This window comes from Elongatibacter sediminis, assembly GCF_037892215.1.
Taxonomy (GTDB): Bacteria; Pseudomonadota; Gammaproteobacteria; order Xanthomonadales; family SZUA-36; genus Elongatibacter; species Elongatibacter sediminis.
Genome location: NZ_JAZHOG010000006.1, coordinates 1 through 25,533, shown reverse-complemented (window position 1 = coordinate 25,533; position 25,533 = coordinate 1). Strand labels below are relative to the sequence as shown.

The window sequence follows — 25,533 nt, the reverse complement described above, 5'->3', positions numbered from 1 at the left end:
CGAAAGGCGGCCGGCTCGCTTTACCCGGAGGGGTAGGCGCGGACCTTTAGAACACCACTGTCGCGGTGCCCGAACACGTGCTGCTGCCGGCTTCACACACCTGGTAGTCGTAGGTGGCGCCGCCACGTGCGCCGATATTGTCGTGATAGGCGCCGTCGTTCGCGGTGGTGGTGAGCAATGAACCATCGCGGTAGATATCGACGCTGCCGCCCGCGGCTCCGCTCCAGCTCAGATCGACATTGTGCCGGCCCTTCACCTTGTAGCCATTGGCCGAAAGCGTGATTGAACCGGACGGCTCCTCGGGCGTGGTCGCCTGGGCGGTGTTGCTGTAGCCCGATGCGTTGGCGCCGTTGAACGCCCGCACCCGGTAGGTGTAGGTGGTGAGTTCGCTGACGGAGGTGTCGCTGTAGCTGGTCGCATTGGCGCCGAGGGTGGTCAGCAGGCTGAAGCCGCCGCCACCCACCGCACGCTCGACCTCGTAGCCGGTCTCGTCGCTGGCGTTATCCGTCCACGACAGGTCCACCTGGTTGTGTGCCGCGGCATTGGCCGACAGATTGGTCGGGTCGGCGGGCACCGTCACCGGCTGCTCGGGCGTGGTCGCCTGGGCCGTGTTGCTGTAGCCCGAGGCGGTGGCGCCCTTGAGCGCCCGTACCCGGTAGGTGTAGGTGGTGAGTTCGCTGACCGACGTGTCGCTGTAGCTGGTCGCATTGGCGCCGAGGGTGATCAGCAGGCTGAAGCCGCCACCACCCACCGCGCGCTCGACCTCGTAGCCGGTCTCGTCGTTGGCGTTGTCGGTCCAGGCGATATCCACCTGGTTGTAAGCCACCGCGTTGGCGCTGAGCCCAGAGGGATCGGCCGGCGGCGACGTTGGCTGGTTGTCGACCCGGATGTACAGGTGGTCGATGTTCACCGTGTCGGTCTGGCTGTTGCCCTGGCCGTTGTCGGTGTCGATCACTTCCACGTACACCGTGCCGGACGGGTTCCCCGGCAATGCCGCGGACTGCAGGTTGCCGGAGGAGGTCGAGGACACCGTGAATACCGGGCTGAAGCTGCTGCCGTCGGTGGAGAAGCGGAATTCGAATTCGTCGTTATCCGACGAGCCGCCGCTCCAGGCATTGGCGAACAGGGTGGCGCTGTTACCCGCGGGAATCGTGAACGTGTAGCGAGTGGCCAGCGAACTGCGCCGTTTGCTGGGGTTGCCCTTGGACTGCGTTTCGGTGATCTGCTGCGCCGAGCCGTCGTCGTTGTGAGTAGCGCTCAGGCCGCCCGATACCGAACCCTCGGACGTATTTTGCGACTGCGCCACGTGATCGGTGTACGGCGGCGGGTCGTCGGTGGTGGCGCTGGCGGTATTCGACCAGGCCGAATCGCCAAACGCATTCCCGGCGCGCACCCGGTAGAAATAATCCTCGCTGGCGTTCAGGCCGGTGTCGCTGTAGGCCGTGGAATTGGCGCCGAGGTTGGCCAGAAGACTCCAGCCGGTGCTGCCGTCGTCCGAGCGTTCCAGGCGGTAGTCATCCTCGTTGCCCGCCTGGTCCACCCAGGTCAGATCGATGGCCGAATCCGATACTGCGCTGGCCTGCAGATTGGTCGGCGCGGCCGGCGGTACGTCGTCGGTGGTGGCACTGGCGGTGTTCGACCAGCTCGAGGTTTCCGTCGCGTTGAAGGCCTGCACACGGTAGTACCAGGTGCTGGCCGCGCCGAGGCCGGAGTCGTTGTAGGCGGTCGTGTTGGCCGCCGTGGTGGCGAGGGTCGACCAGCTCGAACCGTCGGACGAGCGCTCGATGGTGAAGCCATCCTCGTCGGTGGAATTATCGCTCCACGCCAGCGCGATGGCGCTGGTGCCCTGGGCGGTGGCGCTCAGGCCGGTCGGGGCCGGAATACCGCTGCAGCCGTTGAGGCAGAAGGTCATCGACGAACCCGAGGCGGAGACATCGGAAATCACGTGCCCGGTGACAATAATGTTGCCGTTCTTGTAGGCATCGGTGTTGGGATCACCCCCCGGACCGGGGCCGATCGCATCGACGCCGCCGGCGTGGTGCACATCACCCGAATCGCCGCGGTTGTTGCCGCGCTCCAGATCGTAATCGCCGTCGGCCTGCAGCACCGCCACGCGGTAGTGGTTGCCGTTACCCGGCCAGCCGGACTGGCCCGGATAGCCTTCGATGTCGTAGTCGGCGGTGTCGTCGATGTGCCAGATGACCAGCCCGCCCTGCGGGATGGTGCAGTCGAAGCCGGCGTTCTGCCGGTTTTCGATCAACAGGTACTCGCCGCTGGGATAGCCGGAATCGATACGGTACGCCTCGGGGTGGGTCTCGGCCTGGTTGATCGCGTACTGGCCGGGCTGCGAGAGCACCGTGGGCGTGTACCAGCCCAGATCCACCTTGGACCAGGGCGAGAAATGCGGCGGGCAGAGCTGAGTGAAATTGAAGTCCCAGGAGTTGGCCATCAGGCCCCAGGAACCGATGCCTTCGCCGCCGCTGCTGTCGATGTCGTAGAGGTCGGGCAGGCCGAAGAAGTGGCCGGTTTCATGTGCGATCACGCCAATGCGGCCGATGTTGGAGCCCGAAGTGCCCCACACGCCGGGGCTGATGTGATAGTCGAAAACCGACACGCCGTCGTTGGAATTCCACTGCGGCTGAATGGCCCAGCGGTGCGACCAGATGCGGTCGGAATAATGCGTGCCATAGGCATCGGTGCCGCCCCATTCGGCCGCGTAGCCGGAATGGATGAAGGCGATGGAGTCGATGCGGCCATTGTTGTCGAGGTCGTAATCATTGAAGTCGATGACGGCGTCGAGCTGGTCCAGCGCTTCGCGCAGGGCCTGCCACAGGGTGGAGTCGCCCGAGTTGCCATTGGCGTAATAGGCCTCGGTCTGCGAGACGGTGATCCAGTCGCCAATGCCGGGATTGATGTCGGAGACCAGGGTCATCTGGCCGTAGGAATTCTCGTAATACACATCACGAACGCTGCCGGTGGGCGCCAGCGTGGCATCGCCGCCGACGGCGTTGAACAGCACGTCCATGTCCGCCGCGGTGGGCAGGGTACGGCCAACGTGGTCGGCGAACCGGACCATCACCACCAGGTTCTTGACGTTGCCGGCGGGCGCAACGCCCTGGGCCGCGGAGCCGGAACCACTGGAACCACTGGCGGCCGGGCCCTTGGCCCCGGCGGCGCGCACCGCGGCCGAAGCCTTGATGGAGCGCTCAAGGCCGGCGGCGGCCGGATTATCGTGGCCGACCTTCAGCCCGGTGGGGCGCAGGCGGCCGTCCGGTCCGCGCTCGGCGAACTCGAACCAGCCCTTCTCGCGCAGCACGGTGAAGCCGTTGGCGTCCTCGGTCCAGTTGTAATGCTCGTCGCCACGCAGGTACACGGTGATCTGCGTGCCGTCGGGCTGGGTCTCGTGGATCGGCCTGGGGTTCGCCGGCATCGCCAGAACGGCCTGGCTGAAAGCGGCGGTCAGAAAAATCAGCGAAAAAAATGCGGCACGAACGGAAGAACGCGCGGGATAAACGGCATGGCGGCACATATGAGCACCCCTTGAAGGTTGCGGTTGCATATCATCCTGATGAGTCGATGATCCGTGTAACCCCGCCCCTTTTTAATCAAGGTTACTGATTTGAGAGTAGTTTACGAGGGCGGAACGGTCAAGCGGCGTGGCGGAAAGCACGCGAAGGCCGGATTGCCAACTACCCATTGAACTTCGGCCGGCAATACCGTGAACTTACAGCCGGTTCAAGACGTCCTTGAAGTTCGCGACGGCTTGCTTGTGTTTTAGCTGACTCATGGCGCGAATATTCTGCAATTTCCAACGAACCGCAGGCAGTTCACTCACGCCGGGCAAAGGTAACAAGGACCAGTTGGGTTCGCCCTGTTTCACACTGAGCAAAAAAGACTTGTCGTTAGCAGTGAATAATTGCGATAGCGACTTCAGCAGGTCAGATCGCGTTTGCACCAGATCATGGAGCAGGACAGGTTGCTCGGTCATTCCTTGAAACTGGTTCTCAAAGGCGGCCGACAGATCTTGCAGTCGAGGTTCCAGCAAGTCAGCCATGCTTCGGTTATGTGAGATCAGGTAAACGAGAAAGCCTTCGAACGTGGCGCGTGTGAAACCATTTTCGCGTAGCAACAGCATGACGTCGAACCAGTCACGAGGGTGCTGTCGATCCAGCGCTGCGCAAATCTTGCCGCCGTACAGATCGGGCTCATCCAATACCGCGACACGGGCAAAACCAAATCGATCTGCAACCCGGGGATGAATGTCTCTGAAGATTGGGGGGTGAAGCGTTCCGCGAAGCACCGGGCTGACCTCGACCTTTATGCGCGCCTCGCCATCCGAGACCAGCAGCCTGAGCTGATCCCTTGAAATCGACTGAGCCGCCGTGGCTATCTGTGGTGATGAAGTCTCGAGACTCTGGCCAATGCGCTGCAGCGCCGCACGGCAGTCATGTAGAGATTGTTCACGGTTGGCAATCGGGAGGTAGGTCAAATCGATATCGACGGATAGGCGAGGCATATCGCGCAAAAAGAGATTGATGGCTGTTCCGCCTTTGAGTGCGAATGCCTTTTCTTCAGCAACATAAGGCAAAACCCGCACCAGTAATCGGACCTGCCGTTCGTAGTCGGCACGATCAGTCATCCGTTAAATCCCTGGGTACCGTGATTTCGAATCGGGGGTCGAAACGACCGCCCTTAACCAGTTGGCGCTTACCCCTACCAAGATCGATTCTCGATAGATTCAGGCGTTCGAACCACTGCAGTCCGTAATGCGATCCGAGATACAGCAACAACCTTTTTACCTTTATCGACACGCATGCTTCGAAGTATGTCTGCATCAATTCCGGCCGCAGGCTGACCAGGCTCTGGAGCTGCTCGGCAGCCCACAGAAACGACAAAGTGTCATCGACCTCGTAGGCAACTTCAAAGGCGGCTCGTTCCAGGGATGACACTTCGATGATGAAGTTGTCGCGTTTTTGGGAAGCCTGATCGGCGACAGGATGCGCGAACAAGCGGGCCGCGCGAAAACGCACCACGACACCCCAATCGTGATGCCGAAACCAACTGGGCAGTTGACTTCTGGGCTCGGCCCACAGCCAGAGCGTCTCTTTGCCCAACGGCAGGTGATGGCCAAAGCCTTGCAGGCTCAGCGCCGTTGCGCCACCCGGCCTGATGGCCGAACGAACCGATTTCTTCTGCAGCGCAAACACCGCGCCGCGCCACGTGACCGTGTCACCCATGCGGATGTAAGCGCCGTGCCCTATGCGCTCCAACCAGCCGGCCTTCGCATACTGATGCGAGAGGCGTCGGTCGACACCCTGTTCATCCAGCCAGGACTGCACAGCTACCGTGCCAGGAGGCCATTTCCTCAGGAGTTGGTTTATTTTTGTCGCCAAATGACCATTCTTACGTGACAATTACAGATAGTTATAAACCAAGGGATAGTTCATTTCAACCTGATAAAGTCGTGCTTAAGACGACTTATCAGATCTTATATAAACATTATGGGGGTCAAATGACGATTACGAACTCAATTGTCGGGTGACTCGCGCCACGATCAATCGACTCCGCCGCGATGGCTCATGCGGCACGACCAACGGAGTCAACCCAGGGGTCGACGCCGTGGCGGTTAACAGGTCTACAGCCCGCCCCGCCAACACCTGCATTCAACGTCACTGACCGGCAAGTTCGCGGATGCTTTGTTCGCGCATTATGAACTTCTGAATCTTGCCGGTGACGGTCATCGGGAAGTCATCGACGAACTTGATGAACCGCGGCACCTTGTAATAGGCGATGCGCTCGCGACAGAACGACTGGATCTCCTCCACGGTGGCCGATTCGCCCTGGCTCAGGGCAATCCAGGCCATCACTTCCTCGCCGTAACGCGCGTCCGGCACGCCAATCACCTGCACCTCGCGGATTTTCGGGTGGGTGTAGAGAAATTCCTCGATCTCGCGGGGGTAGATGTTCTCGCCGCCGCGGATGATCATGTCCTTGATGCGGCCGACGATGCGCACGTAGCCCTCATCGTCCATGCTGGCCAGATCACCGGTGTGCATCCAGCCGTCCTCATCGATGGCCGCCGATGTCTGCGCCTCGTCGTTCCAGTAGCCCAGCATCACGTTGTAACCGCGGGTGCAGAACTCCCCGGCCACCTCCCGCTCCACCGTCTGGCCGGTGTCGGGATCGATAATCTTGATCTCCACGTGCGGATGCACCTGGCCGACGGTTGCGACCCGCATCTCCAGCGGGGCATCGGCGCGGGTCTGGGTCGAAACCGGGCTGGTTTCCGTCATGCCATAGGCGATCTGCATTTCCTCCAGGTGCATCTTCTTCATCACCGCCCGCATCACCTCCTCCGGACAGGTCGATCCGGCCATGATGCCGGTGCGCAGGGTGGAAAGATCGAAGCGGTCGAACTCCGGGTGTTCCAGTTCGGCGATGAACATGGTGGGCACGCCGTGCAGCGCGGTGGCCCGCTCGGCCGCGACGGCGGCCAGCACCGCGCCGGGGTCGAACGACTCGCTGGGCAGAATCATCGTGGCGCCATGCGAAACACAGGCGAGATTGCTCATCACCATGCCGAAGCAGTGGTACAGCGGCACCGGAATCACCAGCCGGTCGCGCTCGGTGAAATGCATCAGCTCGGCAACGAAAAACGCGTTGTTGAGAATATTCCGATGACTCAGCGTGGCGCCCTTGGGCCGGCCCGTGGTGCCGCTGGTGTACTGGATGTTGACCGCATCGCCGGCCGCCACGCCCTGCTCGATGCGCGCCAGGTCGGCCGCGCCAGCCGCATCGGCGAATTGCAGGAAGTCGGCCCATCGCCACACCCCGTCCGCCGGCTCATCGCCCAGGCGGATGACCGTGCGCAGGGCCGGCAGAGCCTGGCAGCGCAGCCGGCCGGACTCGCACGCGTCCAGCTCGGGCGCGATGGCGCGCAGGATCTGCAGATAATCGGAGTGCTTGAGACCAGGCGCGAGCACCAGCGCGGCACAGCCCGAAGCGCCCAGGGCGTATTCGAGTTCATCGCGTTGATAACTTGGATTGATGTTGACCAGGATGACGCCCAGCTTGCTGGTGGCAAACTGCAGAATCGTCCACTCGGCACGATTCGGGGACCAGATGCCCACCCGGTCCCCCGGCTGCAGCCCGATGGCGATCAGCGCGCGGGCACAGCGGTCGACCTCTGCAGCGAATTCGCGATAGCTGTAGCGCAAACCCTGGTGCAGCGAGACCAGGGCATCGTTATCGGGGTAGGCGGAGACCGCCTCGTTGAGCACATGGCCAATGGTGGATTCGAGCAGCGGCGCATCGGTCGAGCCTTTGGCCTGGCTCAGACGCCCGGGCTGACCCGTCATGCCTGAGGCCCGCGGACTTGCGGAGATGTTCTCCGGCCTGCGGTGAGGGGGAAAGCAACCCGGCTGACAACATACGCTACCCGCATCGGCATCACCTCATGCTTGGAAAGGATGAATGGATTATGCCGCTGGCAGGCCGGTCCGTCACCCGTTCCACGGGCAGGGTCGATCAGACCGTTGGGGGATTACGACAGCATGAGGGGTCCAGACTCTTCGAAAGCCGAAGAGCGGGACCCCTGTGGATTTATTCCGGGAGTAAGTGCCCGGCTTGCGGTTGGGAACCGGGGTTCACCACATCCGCACTGTCCAGCCGCCGGGCCTGCGCCTGGCCGCGCGCTCCTGGCGGCGCTGACGGCGCAGTCTGCGGGCCAGCACTTCATCGCGTTCGAAAGACGCGGAATTGGCCGCCACGGCTGCGTCCAGCGAGGGCACTACCAACCGCCCGGTCGGCGCATTCATCCCGGCCGGACCCTGGGGCGATTCGAATACGGTTTTGGTTAACATGACTACCGCTCCAACTGTGATGATTGAGGAGCGTGTAGTGTGCGGTGAAACACGTGAATACGGCGTGAAGCAAAAGGCGGTAAACAGTCATATTCCAGGGTTTTATGCGAAATCGTCGGAGTAATTCGGGCGGCGGGAAGTCAATGGGAAGGGAAGCGGCATTCACTTCAGTTTTTCTTGCTTGAATTGCATCAAAATTGCACCCAGGCGGAAGTCAATGCGGGCAATGATCCGCAGGGCCGATGATGCCCGGTCGAGCCAGCCAGGTCACAACCCCGCAGGGGTTCTGCGAATACTCACGTAATTGGAATGAAAGGTTGAATTCCCGCCCATGTCGGCTTCGGCATCGGGCGTTGTCGCATTGGCATTGGCGCCCCAGCGCACCATGTAGCTAACCAGCAGGCCCGGCTGCGTGAGTTCGGATACTCGCGCACGCATCTTGACCGCTCCGCGCCGGTTCCAGAGTTCGAGTTCCATGTTCTCTTCGATGTCCAGCCGGCCGGCATCATCCGGATGAATGAAGAACCAGGGCTGCTTCAATTCACCCAGCTTCTCCGGCATGTTGCCGTACTGGCTGGCCTGCATCAGGTACGTTTTGGGCGTGATGAAGCGAAACTCGTGCTCGTCGGCGTCTGGCAAGGTGGTATCGAAGGCAAACAGCTCGATCTTGCCGCTGGCGGTGGGAAATTTCCGGTCATCGAAACTCGTCCGGTCAATGTCATTCCACAGCACCGGACCTTTTCTCAGTTCATCGTAATCCAGGCCGGTTCCGGCCAGGGCCTCCCTGATGACCTCTTCTCCGGTCTGCTGGAAACACGGTTCGGTAAAACCGAGCTTTTCGGCCAACTGCTGAATCACCCAGTGATTCGACCGCGCCTCGCCGATGGGATCGATCACCTGATTGCTCACCTGCACGTAGTCGTGCCAGTAGGAAAGCTGCAAATCGAAGGTTTCGGCGAAGGACGTGGCCGGCAGCACGACGTTTGCCAGTTGCGCCGTATCGGTCAGGAACAGGTCATGCACCACCACGAACAGGTCATCGCGCATCAAGCCCTGCCTGACCCGATTCTGGTTGGGACAGGTCGCGGCCGGGTTCTGGTTGTACACGTACAGCGCCCTGATCTCATCACTGCACGTGAGATCACGACCCAGCTTGACCATGTTGTACATGCGCGGAACCTGCGTTCTGAGGTCTGCGTAGCTGATGTCGTTGAGCTGCCAGTCGTAGTTGGCATATAAAACACCACCGCCTTTCGTGCCGATTTGGCCGGAAAGGGCGCCCAGCATGCACACGGCCGCCACCATGGCACCGCCATTGAGATTACGCTGCAAACCCACGCCGATATGGAGCAGTCCGGGCTGGTGGGTGTGGTAGAGCTCGGCGAATTCTTCAATCTGCGAGCGCGGCACCCCCGTGACACGCTCGACTTCCGCCAGGGAAACCGCACGAACCTGGGCTTCCAGCTCAGCGTAGTTGACCGTGAAATCGTCGATGAACGCCCGGTCGACCCAGCCCTTTTCGATCATGACTTTGAGAAGGCCGCTTACCAGAATGGCATCGGTACCCGGCTTCGGCTGAATGTGCAGATCCGCCGCCGCAGCGGAGCGGGATTTGAACGGATCGACGACCACGGTGGTTTCGACATCGGACAGCATCGACCAGAGATGAACATTGGATTCCTTGGGGTTTTTGCCCCAGGCGACGTACAACCGGGTTTTCTCCAGGTGCTGGGGTTCGGTGCCGCGCACACGGCCAAGGATTCTCACCATGGCCTCGGCTCCGGCGACTGCGCAGATTTCCAGCCCCACCCGGGACGTGTTCAGCTTGTTCCACAGGCGGTCGGGAAACTGGTTGGCGACAACGCCCATATTGGCCAGGTAGGAATAGGGCAGAATCGCCTGCGGCCCCACGCTGTCGGAGATTTCACGAAACCGGTCGGCAATCAGGCTGAGCGCCTCGTCCCACGTGGCCTGCCTGAAATCATCACTTTTCCTGTCCCGCACCAGCGGGTGCAGCAGTCGCGAGGGGTGGTTGATCCAGTTCTCGTAATTACGGCACTTGATGCACAGAAAGCCCCGGGTGATCGGGTGTTCGGGATCGGCCTTCACTTGCACGACCTTGCTACCCGACACCGACGCGATCATCCCACACACGTCGGGACAATCCCGGGGACAAACGGTTTTGATCTGCCTGATTTCCGATGCGCCGCCCGGGTCAGTCATGGCCACCCCCTTCAAACGTCATGCACTTCACCGATGACGGCGATGGCTTCGATTTCAATCATCAAATCCGGCAGGGCCAGGGCCTGCACCTCCACAATGGTGTCGGCCGGCCAGGGCGGCGTGAAGTGCTTCTTGCGCAAATCGAGAATGCGCGGGAAGTACTGCATATCGGTCAGGTAAATGGTGACTTTGAACACCCGCTCCAGCGAAGATCCGGCGGCTTCGAGAACCAGCCGCAGGTTCTTGAAGGTCTGCTCCGCCTGGGCATCGAAATCACCCGGGCCGACCACATTACCGCGCTCATCCAGGGCAGCCTGCCCGGAGGTATAGACCAGATTGCCGACCTTGAAGGCCTGGGAAATGTAGAAGGCCTCGAAAATATCCGGGTCAGCAGAGACTCGCTTGGGTTCGTGCAGATTCGTCATGGGGCGCCTATTGAGATGTGTGGGTTTGTTGCGGGTGAATTGTTCCGTAGATGTGTCATGAAGCAGTACTGGTCAGGCACAGCGGTCTGCCGCAAAACCTATCGACCGATACGCCTTGCACTCCATCAAAAAATTCAGTATTAATACTACTTTATTGTATACGACTTTCCAATTCATCCGGCCAGATCAGGCCGAAGAAGGCGATTAACTCACTAAATAGGCTTCAAATTGTATACATGATGTGCTGTTATTCCCAAGCAATCCGCAGCCGGATCGTCTTCAAGCCCCTGATGCCGGGACCTGAATGCACGGTCATTCGGATGCGAATCAGGCGGCGGACGAGGGAATTTCAGACACACATGCGGAGTGCATTCGGGAACGCCAGATTCGGGAGGCTGGCGGTCTGTACACAGACGGAAAGATAGGCCTTGTAACGAACCGGGAAGGCAAGTCAATCCAGATTGTTTACTGGCGAAGACCAACACCATGCTACTCGCCAGTTTCACGGTTGGTTAGGGAGGTCTCATGAAGACAGGAACTGGCGTCCGCGCCCAGGTTTTTATCATTCTTATCTGCTTCTGTGTCAGCTCGTACGCTGAGACAGTTCTCGAAGAAATTGTCGTCGTGGCCCGAAAGCGGGCCGAAAACATCCAGGAAGTTCCCATCGCGGTGTCGGCATTCACCGCCGAGGACATCCGCGATGGCGGCATCGAACGTCCCAGCGATTTTGTCGCGCTGATCCCCAACGTCACGCTGGTGGATACGGCCAATGTGGGTGATACGCAGTTGAGCATCCGCGGAATCGTATCCACTCGCGATGCGGAATCCACCTTCGCCTACGTGGTGGACGGCGTGCTGATCACCAACCCGAATGCCTTCAACGGGGAGCTGATCGACGTGGCCCAGATCGAGGTACTCAAAGGGCCACAGGGCGCATTGTATGGCCGCAATGCCGTGGCCGGCGCCATTATCGTCAACACCAAGCAACCCGGTGAAGAATTTGAGGGCATCGCGCAGGCGGGGGTCGGCAACAACGATACCTACAAGGCATCGGCCTATCTCAGCGGGCCGCTGACGAACAACGTCTCGGCCAGCCTGACGGCGCATTACTCAACCACCGACGGACACTACGACAATGTGTTCACCGGTGAAGACGATGCGGTTGACTACCTGGAAGAATTCGGCGGCCGGGCGCGCGTGATCTGGGAAGTCAGTGACCGCACCACCCTGGATTTCCGGGCCGGTACCCGGCAGGTGGATGGCGGCGCGATCAACTTCAATGCCGTGTTCGGCATTCCGGGTTTCGTGGCTTTCCTGGGAAGCCCCACCTATTTCGCGGATGTGAACGAGCACGAGATGCGGTATGCATTCAACGTGCCGGGCGAGAACGAACAGGAGACCCGCGAATTCTCCGTCAAGGCGGACTGGGACCTGGACCGCATCTCCGTGACCGCCATCGCGGCCTACAACGACCTGGACGAAAACCTGCTCTCGGTGGGCTCGAGCGCGTCGTTCTATCCGTATGAACTGACACCTGAATGTCAGTCCGACCGCGTTGTACTCAACAGTTTCACCCGCCCGGACCTGTTTGGTGACCCGTTGGCACCGTTTCTGGTCCTGCCGCCACCGTCCGCGGGCGGCGAGGACTTCGCCGGCATCTACGGACCGTATGGCCCGACCCGCTGCGATGGCTATCAATACCAGGAGCGCAACCAGGAAGACCTGAGCCTGGAGCTGCGCGTGACTTCATCGGAAGACCAGTCCATTCGCTGGATCGCGGGCGCGTACTACCTGGATATCGAGCGCGAGGTGGTTTCCGCATACGGCGCCGACCAGGGCGCGCCCTATGCGCACACCCCCTATATTCCGCCGTCCGAACCGAACCCGACCGACTCGCTGTTCTGGGACATCTACGACACCCAGGTACTGGCCGCGTACGGGCAGGTGGAGTTCGATCTGGGCGAGACCATGGAAATGGCGTTCGCCCTGCGGTACGACGAGGAGGATCGGTCGGTCAGCAATGCCGTCCCCAACGTCCTGTCGTCGGGATTGAACCTCAACCTTGCCGGCCAGCCCATCAACCCGGCGTTCATGCAGTTTCCACAAGGCATCCCCGACAGAAGCCGCACCTTCAGTGAGTGGCAGCCCAAAATCACCTGGCGCTGGTCGCCGCTGGACAGCGTTAACGTCTACGCCAGCTGGGGCCGCGGATTTCGCAGCGGCGGCTTCAACTCCATCGGCAGCGAATCGCTGATCAACTTCTGGTACAACCAGGGCTTCGGCGGGCCCGGTGAGCTGGTTGGCGCCGGACTGACAATCTCCGATGAATACCAGAAAGAGGTGACCGATTCGTTTGAAATCGGCATCAAGTCCATGCTGTTCGACAACCGGCTGCGACTCAATGCGGCGATCTTCCAGAACGACGTCGACGACAACCAGTTCTTTGAATTCTTTGCCGGCCCCTACGGCCTCCTGCGCGTGGTCACCACCATCGACGAAGCCCAGGTCAGGGGCTTCGAGGCCGACTTCGACTGGCAGATCTCGGACGGCTTTCGCGTGTACGGCGGCCTCGGCCTGCTGGACAGCGAGATCAAGGAGAACATCAACCGGCCCCTGTCGGTGGGCAATGACCTGCCGCAGGCGCCCGAGCAGTCATTCAACCTCGGCAGCCAGATCAATTTCCCCATCAGCGAGCGCTGGGAATTCATGGCCCGGGTCGACTGGCAGTACATCGGCGAGATGTGGTTCCACACGATGCAGGGCGAAGCGACACCGACCATCTGGCAGGTGTTCTTCGGCCCCGGCATTACCCAGGACCTCAGCCGCGCACAACGTGATTCCGTCAGCACCATCAATGCGCGCGTCGAGCTCAGCAATGAAAACTGGCGGTTCACCCTGTGGAGCCGCAACCTCGGCGATGAGGAGTACCTGCAGGAAGTCATCCCGTCACCCGAGTTCGGTGGGTCCTTCATCCATCCTTCCGCCCTGCGGTCGTATGGGCTGGACGTGACCTATTCGTTCTAGCGTTTGGCGACGTGCGTTGATGTGGAGCGGCCCGGGTTACCGGGCCGTTTTGCGTTTGGGGGGTTGGACGTATGGGTTGCCGCGCGCACAGCAGGCTCAACGCAGCGCGGCGGGGAATCACCAAAGCTCAGGTTTCGAGAAGACCGGCATTCCGTTCCAGCGAACGGAACAGGATGTCGATGTCCTCGTCACTGTTGTAGTAATGCGGAGCGATACGGATGTTGCCCTCCCGATTGGACACGTAGACCTGGTCCTGTTCCAGTTTCTGCACCAGGCCGGCCGCGTCGTTCGAGGCAACGGCCAGAATCGAACTGTGGCGGTCCGGCGACGGTGGGGTGACGAGGCGCCACCCCCGACCCTGAACGCCTGTGACGATCTGCTCGGCGAGCCGACCGATTTGACGCTCGACCGCTGCGAGAGATGCATCCAGCAGGAGCTGAATTCCGGCGGTGCAGGCATACATCGCACTGACGCTGGGCGTACCGGATTCGAACCGGCGGGCATTGCTGGCGGGCTGGTGGCACTGGTTGTCCATGGCGAACGGGTTCTCCTGGGCAAACCAGCCGGTAGCCGTTGGGGTGAGCGCTTGTGATTCACTGTTCCGCACGTACATGTATCCCAGCCCCGAAGTCCCCAACAGGAATTTCAGGCACCCGCCAGCAATGAAGTCCGCCCCCAGTTCGGGAGCGGAAATGGGGGCGGTGCCCATGACGGAGTAGCCATCCACGAACACCAACGCACCCCGCTCGTGCGCCAGTTTCACGACGGCACGGGCATCCAGGCTGGCCCCGGTTCGATAGCAGATGATGGGGATCGAAACAATTTTGGTTTGCTCGTCGATCAAGGCGTCGAACTGTTCCAGCGGAATGTTGACACCTGATGCATCCGTCTGGGCGCGCACCACTTGTGCACCGCGCCGTTGCTGTGCCAGCCAGATGTGCGAGGTGGTCGAGAAATCGAAGTCGGTAACAACCACCTTGTTGCGCTGGCCGCTGAAATCGAGAGCGCTGGCCAGCGAATTGACCGAATCGGACAAGGAAGAGGACAGGCTGACGTCTTCGGGGGCGCACTGAAGCAGCTGGCTCAGGGCAAGGCGGGTTTGTACCATCTTGTCGACCCACAAACCCCAATGGGCGCCCTTTTGATGACGCGCCGCGAGATACTCCTGAAATGCGCTGTCGACTGCCTTGCTGAGCAAGCCATAGGAGCAACTGTTCAAGTAGGTCGCGTGCTGCAACAGCGGAAATTGGTCGCGTACCCCGTCCAGGTCGAATGACGCTTCGGCCTGGACGTCTGCATTGGGGTCAGTCACATGTGTTTCAGGCGAAGAGTGCATCGAATACGGTTCCCAGCAGAACGCTAATCAGACCCAGCGGGATGACCCAGCGCAGCCAGAAGAAGAAAGCGGTTCTTCCGGCACGCTCCCGATCGTCCGCAAAAAGCTGCCGCCAGGCTTCGGAGCGCTGGACCCGCCACCCCACCGCCAATACGGCGAAAAGACATCCCAGCACCGGCATCCCCGAACCAATGACGAGATCGAGCCAGCCGATCATGCCCGTGTTCCAGGCCGGGAGAATGAACAGGATCGATTCCAGCACACCGATCAGAACCAGGAGGCGTTGGCGGCCCAATTTCGCTCCGAGCGGCTCTTCCTCCAGGCTCACGATAATGACGTTCGCCAGACCGATGACCGACAGATAGGCCACGAGTGACAGCGCCAACAGAAACAGCGAGCCTGAGAATCGTGCTCCATCGAGGACGGAAAACAGACGCGGCAGGGTATCGAACAGGAGGTGGGGCCCGGCGTCCAATGGCTGCGCGGCCAGCAGCACAGTCGGCACGATGAACAGCGAGACCAGCAGGGATGCGCCCAGGTCACTGAGTGCCGTGTACTGGGCGACCGAACGAATGCGCGATGAATCCTGCAGATATTTCCCGTAAACCAGCACGTAGGCTGCGCCCAGTCCGACCGAAAAGAAACACTGGCCCAGAGCGGCGAACACTTCCGTCATGCCGATCTGCGAAAAGTCCGGCTTCAGGTAGGTCAGCACGGCGTCGGTTGCACCTGGCCGGCTCAGCGAAAACCACACCAGGTAAACGCACACCACGAAGAAGAACGGCACGAAAAGGTTGCTGACTCGCTCAATGCCCTGCTTCAGGCCACGGCTGATCACGAACAACGCGCTCCACAGGATGGCCAGTGCCAGCGCGTACTGGGTTCCGGGAGCGCGCATGCCGCCGGCAAACTCCTCCAGATCGGCTCCTGAAAATCCGTTCAGAATCGAATAGCCCGTGGTGTAGAACACATTGCCCACGATAAGAGTGTAGTAGGACACTCCGATGAAAACCCCGGCTACCAGCGCATAACCCAGGGCCCGGCCGAACGGACCGAACGAAATGGAAAGCACCCGGATCGTCGCGCCCCGGTGAGCCCTGGCGAGCGACAATTCCGCCATCAGGGCCGGAATCGCAATGATCAGCATGAAGACCAGGTAGATCACCAGGAAGGCGCTGCCGCCATGTGCTCCCATCATGTACGGGAACCGCCATACGTTACCGAGCCCAATGGCGACCCCTGCCAACGTGAGGACCGAGGTCAACGTGGATGCGAAGTACCCCAGGTTCGGATTGAAAGCGTCTTTGCCGTTGATCCGGGGCACCGGGTTACTCCTCCAACCCGGCGAGCCGCTTACTGATGTACCGGTTCCCGCTCGGGAAATGGAAGATCAGGCGGTCATCTTCAATGGTGTAGTTGATGTCGTACTCCACATTTTCATGGAGCTCGTTTCCTTCACCGCTGGGCCGGTAGTGGAGCTGAACCCATTGCATGTAAGTAATGGTGTTATTCGCCACGGTGATCGGTCCCGACGTGGCATTGGCCTCGAGAACGCCGTCACCATCGCCATCGTATATGGCATTGGCTACGAGGTAGCCTGGCGTCACGATCATCGCGCCACGCAGCGGCGTCACCGTTCCGTCCACGACGTATTCAATGGGTTCCCAGACTCCGTAGAGTTCCGGATCGCTGGCCAGCAGCGGCCAGGACGCAAACAGGGCGCATAGGAACATTGCCGACTTGATTTTGAGTGCATGCATGGCGATTACCTCGTTCTTGTCGTGAATGGGAGAACCTGATCCGCTGGCTAGCGGCTGGTCAGCTTGAGATTGATGCCAGCCACCCGAAAGTGCGGCCGAATCCGGAACCCGCCGAAACCGAAGTTTTCCTGGGTGCCCGTGTAGTAGTTTTCATCGAACAGATTTTCGACATAGGCGACCACGCTCCAGCGGTCGCCGGAAGCCAGCCCGGCACGAACGTTGACGACGTCGAAGCTCGGGATCTGGATGGGGTAATCTGCACGCGGCCAGGGAAACGCGAAGCCATTGGAGATACCATCGCCGCTGAACTGGGTATCCAGCCCGGCCGCTCTGGTCACTTCGTTGTCCAGAATGGGCAGACCGGAGACCGTTGCCTCGATGTCCGACGTCGACTCGCTGCGGTACAGCCATTCCGCCCGCACCCAGCCGTCCAGGCCCCGAATCGTGAAGTCATACTGCGCGAACAGGTTGAGGGTCCACTTCGGCGAGCGGGGCAACGTTTCGCCCTCGATATCGAAACCCATGTTTTGAATGATGAAGGGATCATCCGCGCCGAACGACTCAAATTCGGCGTCGAGATATCCGGCACCCCCACCGACGCTCAGGTGGTTGCCCAGAATGGCCTGGGCCTCCAGCTCGAAGCCAAGCGACCGGGCCTCGGTATTGTTGATCTGGAAATTATTGAACATCACGCCATCTTCGAAAAAGATCTCGACAGACGGCATCTGCAGGTTTTGCCAATCCATGTAGAAGGCGGCTGCATTGATGGACAGCCTGTTGCCGAATCCGCGCCACTTGGCGCCGAGCTCATAGTTCCACAGCGATTCCTTTTCAAACGGTATCCGTTCGCCGGTTCGGTCGGAGAACACAAGGCCACCGGGTTTGTAGCCTTTTGAAACGGACGTATAAACGTTCAGGGTGTCGGCGGGCTGCCACATCAGCACCACCCGGGGGGTCACGCTGCTGAAACTGGCCGAACCCGAACGCAGCGGGCTGCGCAACTCCGATGCGTCCGGAACTTCGAAGTCACTGATGCGATCGAAGGGCAGTGTCTGAAATGGACTGCGGTTCCACTCCGCCACCTGTACTTTCACGTCGTGTTCGGTGTAACGGGCGCCGACGGTCAGCGTGAAGGTGTCCCGGAACTGCCAGTTGGCTTCCGAATAAACGGCCCAGCTTTCGGAGTCGAACGTTTTCACCTGGGGTCCGGAAATAATGTCTCCCGGATTCAGGCAGAAGCAGCCGCCCGGAAGGCCCGGCGCCAGAGTGCCATCTGGAAGGAGATCATTGTCCCGATCATTCAACCGGAAGAAACCGGTGCGCCCGATCGGGCTGACCTTGAAGGCATCGGCGTCATCGTTGGAGTAAATGGCGCCCACGACCCAGTCCCAGGTATCGCGTTCAACGGAGAACCTGAGTTCCTGGCTGAACGTATCTCCAGTGCGTCCGTTGTACGTTTCCGCAAAGGCGTACTGGGTCACATCCTGGTCGAACTGGCGCCGGCTGGTCGTGTCCATGAACCCGGTGATCGAACGCAACACCCAGCCATCGCCGGTGTAGTTCAGGCGCAGGTTGACGATGGTCTGGCGGTTCTTGTTGAGTTCATAGAAATCCTTGTTGACGATGCGCCGGTTGTCGGGGAAAAAGCCGCCGCCCGAATCCACCGGGATAATGTCTTCCACCGGCGCGAATACGGTGTCGTCGGTCAGATTTGTCAGCGGGTCGACCGGCAGAATATTGGGTGTCGAGCGGGGCGTATTGAAATCCAGCACGCCGCTGTTCACGTTGGAGTCGGTACCGTCGTTCTCGATGGTCCGCATGACGGACAGGTCTGCGGTGAAGTCATCGGTAGCCAGCCACCTTGCCGCAACGCGCACGCTCGTGTGCTCAAATGAAGCATCATTTCCGGTCGGACTCAGATTCTCGATGAAACCATCGCTTTGTGTGTACGCCACACCCGCCCGCAGGAACAGACTGTCGGTAACGGGCAGATTCACCATGGATTTGAGCTCCCAGGTGTTGAATCGGGAGTAGCCGCCCACCAGCTCCGCTTCGAATTCCTCGTGGGGAAGCTTGGTCGTGAGGTTCAGGGCGCCGCCGGTGGCGTTGCTTCCGAAGTAGGTGCCCTGGGGGCCCCGCAGTATCTCCAAACCCGCCAGATCGTAGAGGTTCGGGTTGGCCGTCTTCGTTGCGTTATTGGCGATATTGAATTCATCCAGGTAGATACCGAAACTGTTGGCCAGCCCCCCGACTCCGGTAAAAGTATTCGCAAAGTCGCTGACACCGCGGATACTGATCCCCACGGATCTCGAACCCACTTCACCGTCTTCGGTGAAACTCACGTTGGGCGTGAACTTGGCGAAATCCTTGACCTCCTCGATGTTCTGTTGATCCAGCATTTCCGCGGTAAACGCCGTCAGCGAGACCGGGACGTCCTGCAGGTTCTGTTCGCGACGCTGGGCGGTGACGACGACCTCTTCGATCGTCAGGCTGAGATCGTCATCGGGCGCCTGGGCGGATACGCCCTGTGCGCCCAATGTCCCCAACAGCATGGCCAGGAGTTTAGACAACCCGGATTTGGTGGCAGAATTTTGCATATGGCTTTCCTCGAACTCGGCAGAGTAGGTGGTGCGACTTTCAATCGTGATGACACCGTGTTTTCCAAACTCAGCCCTGAGCCCCGTTCCTTCGAGCAAAATCTCAATGCCCCGTGTCGGCGTGAAGCGACCCACGAGCGCGTTGGTCGTGATGCCACTCACCCGGCTCAGTGGATACAGCACCTGCTGATCCGCCTGCTGGGCAAAGGCGTTCAATGCCAATGCAGCTGGTTGTCGTGGAACGTTGAAGCGGTGCAGCCTGTCGCTGGCGACGGCGGCATTACAGAGAAAAGCAGCCAGCAGCATCGCGACCACCCAACGTGGCGCAGCACGATTGAGTGCTTTCCTCATCGCTTCAGTCCCTGTACACAGCCGCAGATTTTTGACCCGATAAAGCGGTGTACTCGGTGGCTTTAACAGGTAAGACAAGGCAGGAAGGAAAGTCTGCTACTCGAATTGATTTATCCGAATCTGAAGTGGCTCAGGCACGGACGCGGGGTTCAACTATCGAAACGTCGAACCCGAGCCGTCTCCTGCATCCGAGCGGGATATGATGACTTCGTTTTGATCGATACGAGTTACCGTCAGGTCGAAACTGGATTCCAGGGCATCCAGCATGGCGTCGATTTCACCCGTTCTGAAGTAACCACCAATCTGTAGCTGGCGAATCTCGGGGTCCTCGATCCGTATTTTCGTGGCGGTATACCGTGACATCTCGTTGACGACGTCTTCGAGGGGATCGCCATCAAAGATGAGCACGCCTCTTTGCCACGACAGTTGCTGATCGACTGCCTCGGAATCCATATGGTCGATGGTTCGTATGCCACTGGCGTCGAACTCCAGTTTCTGCCCGGCCTGCAGCGACGTCTTCGTTGGCTCCCGAACGAGGCGATCCTGTCGCGGCGGTGTCAGTATCGGAAGCTCACTTGCAGCGGACGTGTTCACCTCCACAATGCCATCGGTGACGGTTACATCGACAATTTCATTCTCGTACTGAATATTGAACGCGGTGCCCACGGCCGTAATCGAGCCCTTGGCCACATTGACGACAAACGGACGCTGTGCATCGCGGGCCACATCGAAATAAACTTCACCGCGGTCGAGGTAAATACGCCGGAAAGCGTCGGAATAATCCACTCGGAGCCGCGTATTGGTGTTCAGATGAAGGGTGGAACCATCCGCCAGGCGGGTGGTATGAAATTCACCGACTTCCGTGCGGTACACCTGCTCACGGGGTACCGAATCATGACCGGTCAACGAGGCAAGCAGAACCGCTACGGCGACCACGCCGAGTAGAGCGACAGCGCCCGTCGCGCTGGCCATGCGCGCAGGAATCCAGCCAAATCGGACCTGGCGTGGATGCGGCTCTCGAAGGTCATCAAGCGGAATGATATCGGCGAGATTGGAGAGCGATTCCAGGCCCTCCCAAACGCTGATCAGTTCATAGAACTCTTTGCGGTGATGGGGACCGCGGTCGAGCCAGGCCAGGAATTCGTCGACGTCCGACTGGCTGAGGTCGGAGTTCTCCAGACGAATAACCCATTCACTCGCCTGTTCCTGGATTTCGATTTTTCGCGTGAAACGAATCATGCTCATGATGCCTTGTTCCAGGCTCCGCGGGCGCGCCTCGGAGCCGAAGTCAGTCCCGTGAGGCAAGGGGGGCGGAAAGAAACCGATAGCCTTTGCGTTTCAGATAATCACGGCACGCAATGAGCCCCTTGGCCAGATGTTTGTCAACGGTGCTCACGGCTATGCCCAGCCGCTCGGAAATTTCCTTGTTGGAAAAACCGTACACCTTCTTGAGCACGAATACCTTGCGACATTGCGGAGGCAGCGACTTGGCCGCGCGGCAGAAGTGCGAGAACTGCAGTTCGTTCTCCACCTGTTCGTCCAATGAACGGCCGCCGACATGAAAACTGACGTCTTCCAGATCCTCAATATAGCTATTCAGGCGCTCCGACGCCTTCTGGCGGTGATTGAGCGCAAGGTTCTTGCAAATCCTGTACAGGTACGCCTTGGGCGAGCGTATGGGTTGAAGCTTTTCACTTTCCAGCGCGCGAATGTACGTGTCCTGCAACACGTCTTCGACATCCTGTGGCGTGCTCAGGAAACCGGCCAGGTACGAGCGAAGTCCCGTCAGATTCTTGATGAAGACACCCGTGACTCTCGTCGGGTCGTCACCCTGCAGGCCAGCCAACTGATCCAACGGTTTTTCTCGCACGAATGGGGTCCCCCGACGGCGGATAACGAATGACGACTCGAATTTCAGGCGTTCGCTGTTAGTACGGCCTCCACGGCGGGTTCCGATATCGGCAGGACGACCTGCATTTTTGAAAACCCAAAGGATGGTTATTTAATGGATAGATAGTCCATCTATTTAAATGGCATGTCAAGGTGGGGTTTGAAGCTGCGGAGTCCAGACACGAGCTTTCCCAAACATCGGGATCACGCTTTACGCAAAACTTTGCGCGACTCATTGCGGTCGGGACGACTGAAATGACTCCGCATTGCCGGAGCCAGGGCGCTTTCAGTTTCGTCTGCTGCGAGCGCAGAGATTTGCCGGCATGGGGCGGGAAGAGTCAGCGATTATTACCGGCGGCAAGGACCGGACGCTCCAGGATCATGGCGTAGTGATATGCAAGAACTAACCCGTGACCGCGATTCCCTCCGGGTCTTGCTTTATTACGCAATTTGGCACGAATTTCGCGTTTCCGCGGGAACGTCTTTTAACGAATGAAATGAACCCGACCAAAAAACGCGACCGGCGTCGACCCTGGGAATCCGAATCCTTGTGGGCCATCGTTAATCCAGGAATCTCGGCAATGTTGATGAAAGTCCCACTTCACCCCGGCCGCGACGTGTGCCTGACCTGCCTCCACCCCCTCGGTCTCTCGGTGACGGCCGGCGCCAAAGCGCTTGGCGTCAGCCGACAGGCACTGAACAACGTGGTGAAAGAGAATGCCGGAATCTCACCAGAAATGTTGATCCGCCTGGAAAAGCTGGAAGAGCCAACCAATCGGGCCGGTCAGCTTGTGCCCCCACGTGCGGGGACACGAGGCGCCTGCAAAGAAAGCCAGCGCACGCGTAACTGATACAGATCCTGGTCCATCGACTCGATATCGCGGAGTTCATTTTCCAGCTTGGCCAGAGAGAAGCGGGTTTTACCGCTGGCATCCACACCCGGAAGCTCCGTGGACTCCAACTGCATTAGCCGCTGACCGGACAACAGGGTCCAGCGGCCATGGACGATCGCGTTGCGCTTCATTCGAACGTTGCTGGCATGCTTCAGCCAAACCTCGAACGCGCCGATGCCCTCCGGTTCATTGGCCAGATTTTCGCGGACCATGCGACCCAGGGCTTTCAACTGCTCACCAACACTTCCTTTGAAGCCCCCGTTCTTGAACGTATCTTCGTCGGGTTCGCCCTGCGCGTATTGAAGAGTAAGACCCAGATTCCGCTCGAAGCGCGACCACGCGAAGACGATGCGCCCAACCAACTCCGCTGCCTCGGCCTGGAAATCGCCTGGCAGCGGGCCCGGATCATTCATCGATGCCCGGGGGACCACCGGATAGACGATCTCCTGGGGCAGGCCGGCATCGTCCGCAGGCGGAGTCGCCGGCAGTGTGGCGAGGTGGGGCGCGAACCGGGCGGACACGGCACCGGCGATGGCGTCCAGAATGTCGTCCCGCGCCACCTGGGCACGGGGATAAGCCCGACAGCACGCTTCGAAACACTCCTGCGCCGCCGGGTAATGGTGACGAAGAATAGCCAACCGCTCCCGTTCGCCGGCCCGGCTTTTCTTGGTCTCCCGCAGTGGTTGCTCGAAGTTGAGCGCCCAGAACGCCACTTCGGGATGCATTTCGCGGATACGTCCATCGGGCGCACATTGGCGCAGATAATCATCCAGCTCGCGAATCTTCGGCGCGATGGCCCAGGACTGCCGGGACATGCTCCGCTCGAGAACCCGCAGATTCTCCTCACAAGCCTCGGCGTAGCTGGAAGCACTGAGCGCCGAGCGCGCTGGAACCGGAAATACTGACGATCGGCGAGTACCCAGGGTGCGGCGTGCCTCGGTATCGCAAGCGCGGATGGGACAGTCAGGCGTGGGTAGGCCGATGGGCATGTCGATTAGCGCAAGCTCGGCGCAGTTCAGGCGTTGGAACAGATTTTCTACGCTAATTTCGATACCAACCTCAAAATTCTTACGCTCCTTCAGGATGAAAAATAGCCAACCACCGCGACATCCGTCCACGCCGGCTACTTGAATCGGGCCTTGGGGTGGTGAGTGCTTCATTAGCCGAGTTTCCGATCTTCGAAACGACGGTTGTTCCAGAAGTCGTAGTATTTTGTAGCGTCTGGATCCATTTTTTTTGACCCGGCCGGGACGGAGCGCGCAACCGACTCGACGTAATTTGCAATTAAAGTCGCGTGCTCAGGAGATATGACACCTTTGCGCACCTGGGTGGCTAGCGTCCCACCTCGCTTCGGGTTGATTATCCAGACATCAGAGCGTGTCCGGCGATCGATGAACCAACCGGGCAAAGCGACTACCGGCGTCACTGGCACTTTCAGCCCCAGATTTCGCACGATGCTTTCTTGTACATACCGTGCGTGGCGGCAGGCCTGATTCAGCGGGGCGGCAGTTTGGAAATGTGGAAACAACAGTTGCTTGCCTTCGAAAACCACAGTTGATTGCCGGCTTAATTCACGTTCTCTCGCTGGCTTGCGAAAAGTCTTGGTTTCGACTGCGAAGATACCGCCGGTCGACACGATCAAGTGATCGATATTGCCGTATCGGTACGGGATGTCGTGATAAACCCATGCACCCGCGCGCATCAAATAGTTGAGTTCCGTACCGGTGTATTGCTCGCCATCGATAGCCAGGCGGAGTTGCATTGACTTGTGAATCGTCTTACGCAGAATCCATGCACCGCCCAGGGCAATCAGTCCAGCGATGATCCACGCCACAGGATTGGAGTAAGCTGTGAGGAACGCCACCGTGGACGGCAGGATAATGGCGTTGATGCCCAGCACCATGTGCTCGTATAAATCGTCTAACTCGGCTTCGAGGTGTTGAGCCGGTGTCCGGAGCATATTCTCTACAATGGGTGAAAAGCGCTTTCTTGCACGCTGTCTCTTAACCAAAATCCAGAAAAATAGAATCAAGCCACCAAGCAGAAGCAATGGAAAGATAAGCTTTAGAACGACTTCGGGCATGGCAAGGGATTGTATCTGAGCTAAGATAACAATATACCTTTACGTAACTGCTAGGGCCGATGTTTACATCGCTCTTTGAACAGAAATGCAAGTGCGCGCTTGCGGTAGTAACTAGCTTGCCACTTTCCCACAAACCGAAATATGTGGCGCCCCGCCCTCGTTGCAAGACAACCACCAAGCCGAACTCGTTCGTGATAATCGTCAGCTCGCGCCGTGACCTGTGCTAAATACGTCAAATCACGAAGTCGAGCGTGGGCCGGATCACTTGGTATCGTCAACCAGCGGACCTGGATGGAGCAAGGAGTGTTTCCCTTGACCGAATATCCCGCTCGCAAATTCATTCAACCTAGATCGTTTTGCCCGTGATCCAAACACCAAGCGATGAAAACGAACTTACGATCGTATGACGTTGATCGCGCTTTGGACCTGCGCCGGTTTTATGAGCTGTTGGATGAGCTAGAGAAAAGCATTGAGGGTGGTCGACGCCTGAATGAATGTTCCGGTCGCATGCAGTGGCCTAGACGTGGTGTTTATTTCTTTATGGAACGGGGCGAAACGCGATTACATTCCGGAAGTGGCCCACGTGTTGTCCGGGTCGGCACCCATGCCTTGAAAGCGGGCGCCAAAACAACATTGTGGACACGACTCTCACAACATAAGGGAGTGGCCCGTTTAAGGGCGGGAAACCATCGGGGATCCATATTTCGCCTTCTCGTGGGGGCATCGCTCATTGCACGAGATGGCCTGGAATTTCCTACTTGGGGGTGCGGCAGCACCGCCACGAGCGAAGTGCGCAAAGCAGAAATGCCACTCGAACTCAAGGTCAGCGAGACAATTGGACGCATGTCAGTTTTATTTCTCGACATTGAAGATGCAGCCGGCCCGGCAAGCGCACGTGGAGAAATCGAGCGTAACTGCATCAGCCTCCTTAGTGTACAGACCGGACACATGGTTAACAGTACGTTCGGGGACATAGGTAACAGTTTTGCATATCTAGAAAATCCGGTTGTAACCTCGTGCAGTGCGTTTTTCCATCGCCTTCAGGTCGACCCGACCAAGCAAATAGTGACAGAAATGAACCGTATAGAT

Annotated in this window: 18 protein-coding genes; 3 read left to right on the top strand and 15 right to left on the bottom strand. The window is 59.3% G+C overall.

Annotated elements, in window-relative coordinates; all coding sequences use genetic code 11:
• Positions 1 to 46: 46 nt before the first annotated feature.
• The 7 genes from V3330_RS10000 to V3330_RS09970 form a co-directional block, all read right to left on the bottom strand.
• On the bottom strand, positions 47 to 3,529 hold the full coding sequence (locus tag V3330_RS10000) for a M6 family metalloprotease domain-containing protein (RefSeq protein ID WP_354695275.1): 3,483 nt from the start codon (positions 3,527 to 3,529) through the stop codon (positions 47 to 49).
• 195 nt (positions 3,530 to 3,724) lie between these two features.
• Positions 3,725 to 4,639, bottom strand: coding sequence for a nucleotidyl transferase AbiEii/AbiGii toxin family protein (locus V3330_RS09995; protein WP_354695274.1), 915 nt, complete (start codon positions 4,637 to 4,639; stop codon positions 3,725 to 3,727).
• Positions 4,632 to 5,393 carry a type IV toxin-antitoxin system AbiEi family antitoxin domain-containing protein gene (locus V3330_RS09990; protein WP_354695480.1) on the bottom strand — a complete coding sequence of 254 codons (762 nt, stop codon included), beginning with the start codon at positions 5,391 to 5,393 and terminating at the stop codon, positions 4,632 to 4,634. The genes V3330_RS09995 and V3330_RS09990 overlap by 8 nt, the downstream gene beginning before the upstream one ends.
• A 276-nt stretch (positions 5,394 to 5,669) precedes the next feature.
• Positions 5,670 to 7,358 (bottom strand): AMP-binding protein, encoded by a 1,689-nt coding sequence (locus V3330_RS09985; RefSeq protein WP_354695273.1) that lies wholly within the window; start codon positions 7,356 to 7,358, stop codon positions 5,670 to 5,672.
• 288 nt (positions 7,359 to 7,646) lie between these two features.
• Entirely contained in the window at positions 7,647 to 7,862 is a 216-nt protein-coding gene (locus tag V3330_RS09980; protein ID WP_354695272.1) for a hypothetical protein, read from the bottom strand.
• Positions 7,863 to 8,129: 267 nt separating this feature from the next.
• Positions 8,130 to 10,085: a molybdopterin-containing oxidoreductase family protein gene (locus V3330_RS09975; protein ID WP_354695271.1), complete on the bottom strand. Its 1,956-nt coding sequence runs from the start codon at positions 10,083 to 10,085 to the stop codon at positions 8,130 to 8,132.
• Between the two features lie 11 nt (positions 10,086 to 10,096).
• Positions 10,097 to 10,510 (bottom strand): RidA family protein, encoded by a 414-nt coding sequence (locus tag V3330_RS09970; RefSeq protein WP_354695270.1) that lies wholly within the window; start codon positions 10,508 to 10,510, stop codon positions 10,097 to 10,099.
• Between the two features lie 624 nt (positions 10,511 to 11,134).
• Between V3330_RS09970 and V3330_RS09965 the strand changes: the two genes are divergently transcribed.
• A complete protein-coding gene (locus V3330_RS09965) occupies positions 11,135 to 13,534 on the top strand; it encodes a TonB-dependent receptor (RefSeq protein ID WP_354695269.1) in 2,400 nt (799 codons plus the stop codon).
• Between the two features lie 127 nt (positions 13,535 to 13,661).
• Here V3330_RS09965 and V3330_RS09960 read toward each other — a convergent pair whose 3' ends face one another.
• The 6 genes from V3330_RS09960 to V3330_RS09935 form a co-directional block, all read right to left on the bottom strand.
• The gene (locus tag V3330_RS09960; RefSeq protein WP_354695268.1) at positions 13,662 to 14,846 is read right to left on the bottom strand and encodes an aminotransferase class V-fold PLP-dependent enzyme; all 1,185 of its coding nucleotides are present in this window, start codon (positions 14,844 to 14,846) and stop codon (positions 13,662 to 13,664) included.
• A gap of 7 nt (positions 14,847 to 14,853) precedes the next feature.
• The gene (locus V3330_RS09955; RefSeq protein ID WP_354695267.1) at positions 14,854 to 16,194 is read right to left on the bottom strand and encodes a sodium-dependent transporter; all 1,341 of its coding nucleotides are present in this window, start codon (positions 16,192 to 16,194) and stop codon (positions 14,854 to 14,856) included.
• 4 nt (positions 16,195 to 16,198) lie between these two features.
• Positions 16,199 to 16,630 (bottom strand): hypothetical protein, encoded by a 432-nt coding sequence (locus tag V3330_RS09950; RefSeq protein WP_354695266.1) that lies wholly within the window; start codon positions 16,628 to 16,630, stop codon positions 16,199 to 16,201.
• A 47-nt stretch (positions 16,631 to 16,677) separates the two neighbouring features.
• Positions 16,678 to 19,578, bottom strand: coding sequence for a TonB-dependent receptor (locus tag V3330_RS09945; protein ID WP_354695265.1), 2,901 nt, complete (start codon positions 19,576 to 19,578; stop codon positions 16,678 to 16,680).
• 153 nt (positions 19,579 to 19,731) lie between these two features.
• Positions 19,732 to 20,823 carry a FecR family protein gene (locus V3330_RS09940; protein WP_354695264.1) on the bottom strand — a complete coding sequence of 364 codons (1,092 nt, stop codon included), beginning with the start codon at positions 20,821 to 20,823 and terminating at the stop codon, positions 19,732 to 19,734.
• A gap of 43 nt (positions 20,824 to 20,866) precedes the next feature.
• A complete protein-coding gene (locus V3330_RS09935) occupies positions 20,867 to 21,448 on the bottom strand; it encodes an RNA polymerase sigma factor (RefSeq protein ID WP_354695263.1) in 582 nt (193 codons plus the stop codon).
• 430 nt (positions 21,449 to 21,878) lie between these two features.
• Here V3330_RS09935 and V3330_RS09930 point away from each other — a divergent pair, with 430 nt between their 5' ends.
• A complete protein-coding gene (locus V3330_RS09930; protein WP_354695262.1) occupies positions 21,879 to 22,319 on the top strand; it encodes a HigA family addiction module antitoxin in 441 nt (146 codons plus the stop codon).
• Here the strand turns inward: V3330_RS09930 and V3330_RS09925 are convergent.
• Together V3330_RS09925 and V3330_RS09920 are read right to left on the bottom strand one after the other, a co-directional pair.
• Positions 22,253 to 23,521: a DUF429 domain-containing protein gene (locus tag V3330_RS09925; protein ID WP_354695261.1), complete on the bottom strand. Its 1,269-nt coding sequence runs from the start codon at positions 23,519 to 23,521 to the stop codon at positions 22,253 to 22,255. The genes V3330_RS09930 and V3330_RS09925 overlap by 67 nt on opposite strands.
• The gene (locus V3330_RS09920) at positions 23,521 to 24,444 is read right to left on the bottom strand and encodes a nuclease-related domain-containing protein (protein ID WP_354695260.1); all 924 of its coding nucleotides are present in this window, start codon (positions 24,442 to 24,444) and stop codon (positions 23,521 to 23,523) included. The genes V3330_RS09925 and V3330_RS09920 overlap by 1 nt, the downstream gene beginning before the upstream one ends.
• Positions 24,445 to 24,825: 381 nt before the next feature.
• On the opposite strand from V3330_RS09920, the gene V3330_RS09915 reads away from it, so the two are divergent.
• Positions 24,826 to 25,533 (top strand): GIY-YIG domain-containing protein (locus V3330_RS09915; RefSeq protein WP_354695259.1); only part of this gene is annotated, 708 nt, incomplete at its 3' end.

Excerpts from the sequence above, each read along its gene's own strand:
- V3330_RS10000 (WP_354695275.1), bottom strand. The coding sequence starts at position 3,529 with ATGTGCCGCCATGCCGTTTATCCCGCGCGTTCTTCCGTTCGTGCCGCA.
- V3330_RS09995 (WP_354695274.1), bottom strand. The coding sequence starts at position 4,639 with ATGACTGATCGTGCCGACTACGAACGGCAGGTCCGATTACTGGTGCGG.
- V3330_RS09985 (WP_354695273.1), bottom strand. The coding sequence starts at position 7,358 with ATGACGGGTCAGCCCGGGCGTCTGAGCCAGGCCAAAGGCTCGACCGAT.
- V3330_RS09980 (WP_354695272.1), bottom strand. The coding sequence starts at position 7,862 with ATGTTAACCAAAACCGTATTCGAATCGCCCCAGGGTCCGGCCGGGATG.
- V3330_RS09975 (WP_354695271.1), bottom strand. The coding sequence starts at position 10,085 with ATGACTGACCCGGGCGGCGCATCGGAAATCAGGCAGATCAAAACCGTT.
- V3330_RS09970 (WP_354695270.1), bottom strand. The coding sequence starts at position 10,510 with ATGACGAATCTGCACGAACCCAAGCGAGTCTCTGCTGACCCGGATATT.
- V3330_RS09950 (WP_354695266.1), bottom strand. The coding sequence starts at position 16,630 with ATGCATGCACTCAAAATCAAGTCGGCAATGTTCCTATGCGCCCTGTTT.
- V3330_RS09945 (WP_354695265.1), bottom strand. The coding sequence starts at position 19,578 with ATGAGGAAAGCACTCAATCGTGCTGCGCCACGTTGGGTGGTCGCGATG.
- V3330_RS09940 (WP_354695264.1), bottom strand. The coding sequence starts at position 20,823 with ATGAGCATGATTCGTTTCACGCGAAAAATCGAAATCCAGGAACAGGCG.
- V3330_RS09925 (WP_354695261.1), bottom strand. The coding sequence starts at position 23,521 with ATGAAGCACTCACCACCCCAAGGCCCGATTCAAGTAGCCGGCGTGGAC.
- V3330_RS09920 (WP_354695260.1), bottom strand. The coding sequence starts at position 24,444 with ATGCCCGAAGTCGTTCTAAAGCTTATCTTTCCATTGCTTCTGCTTGGT.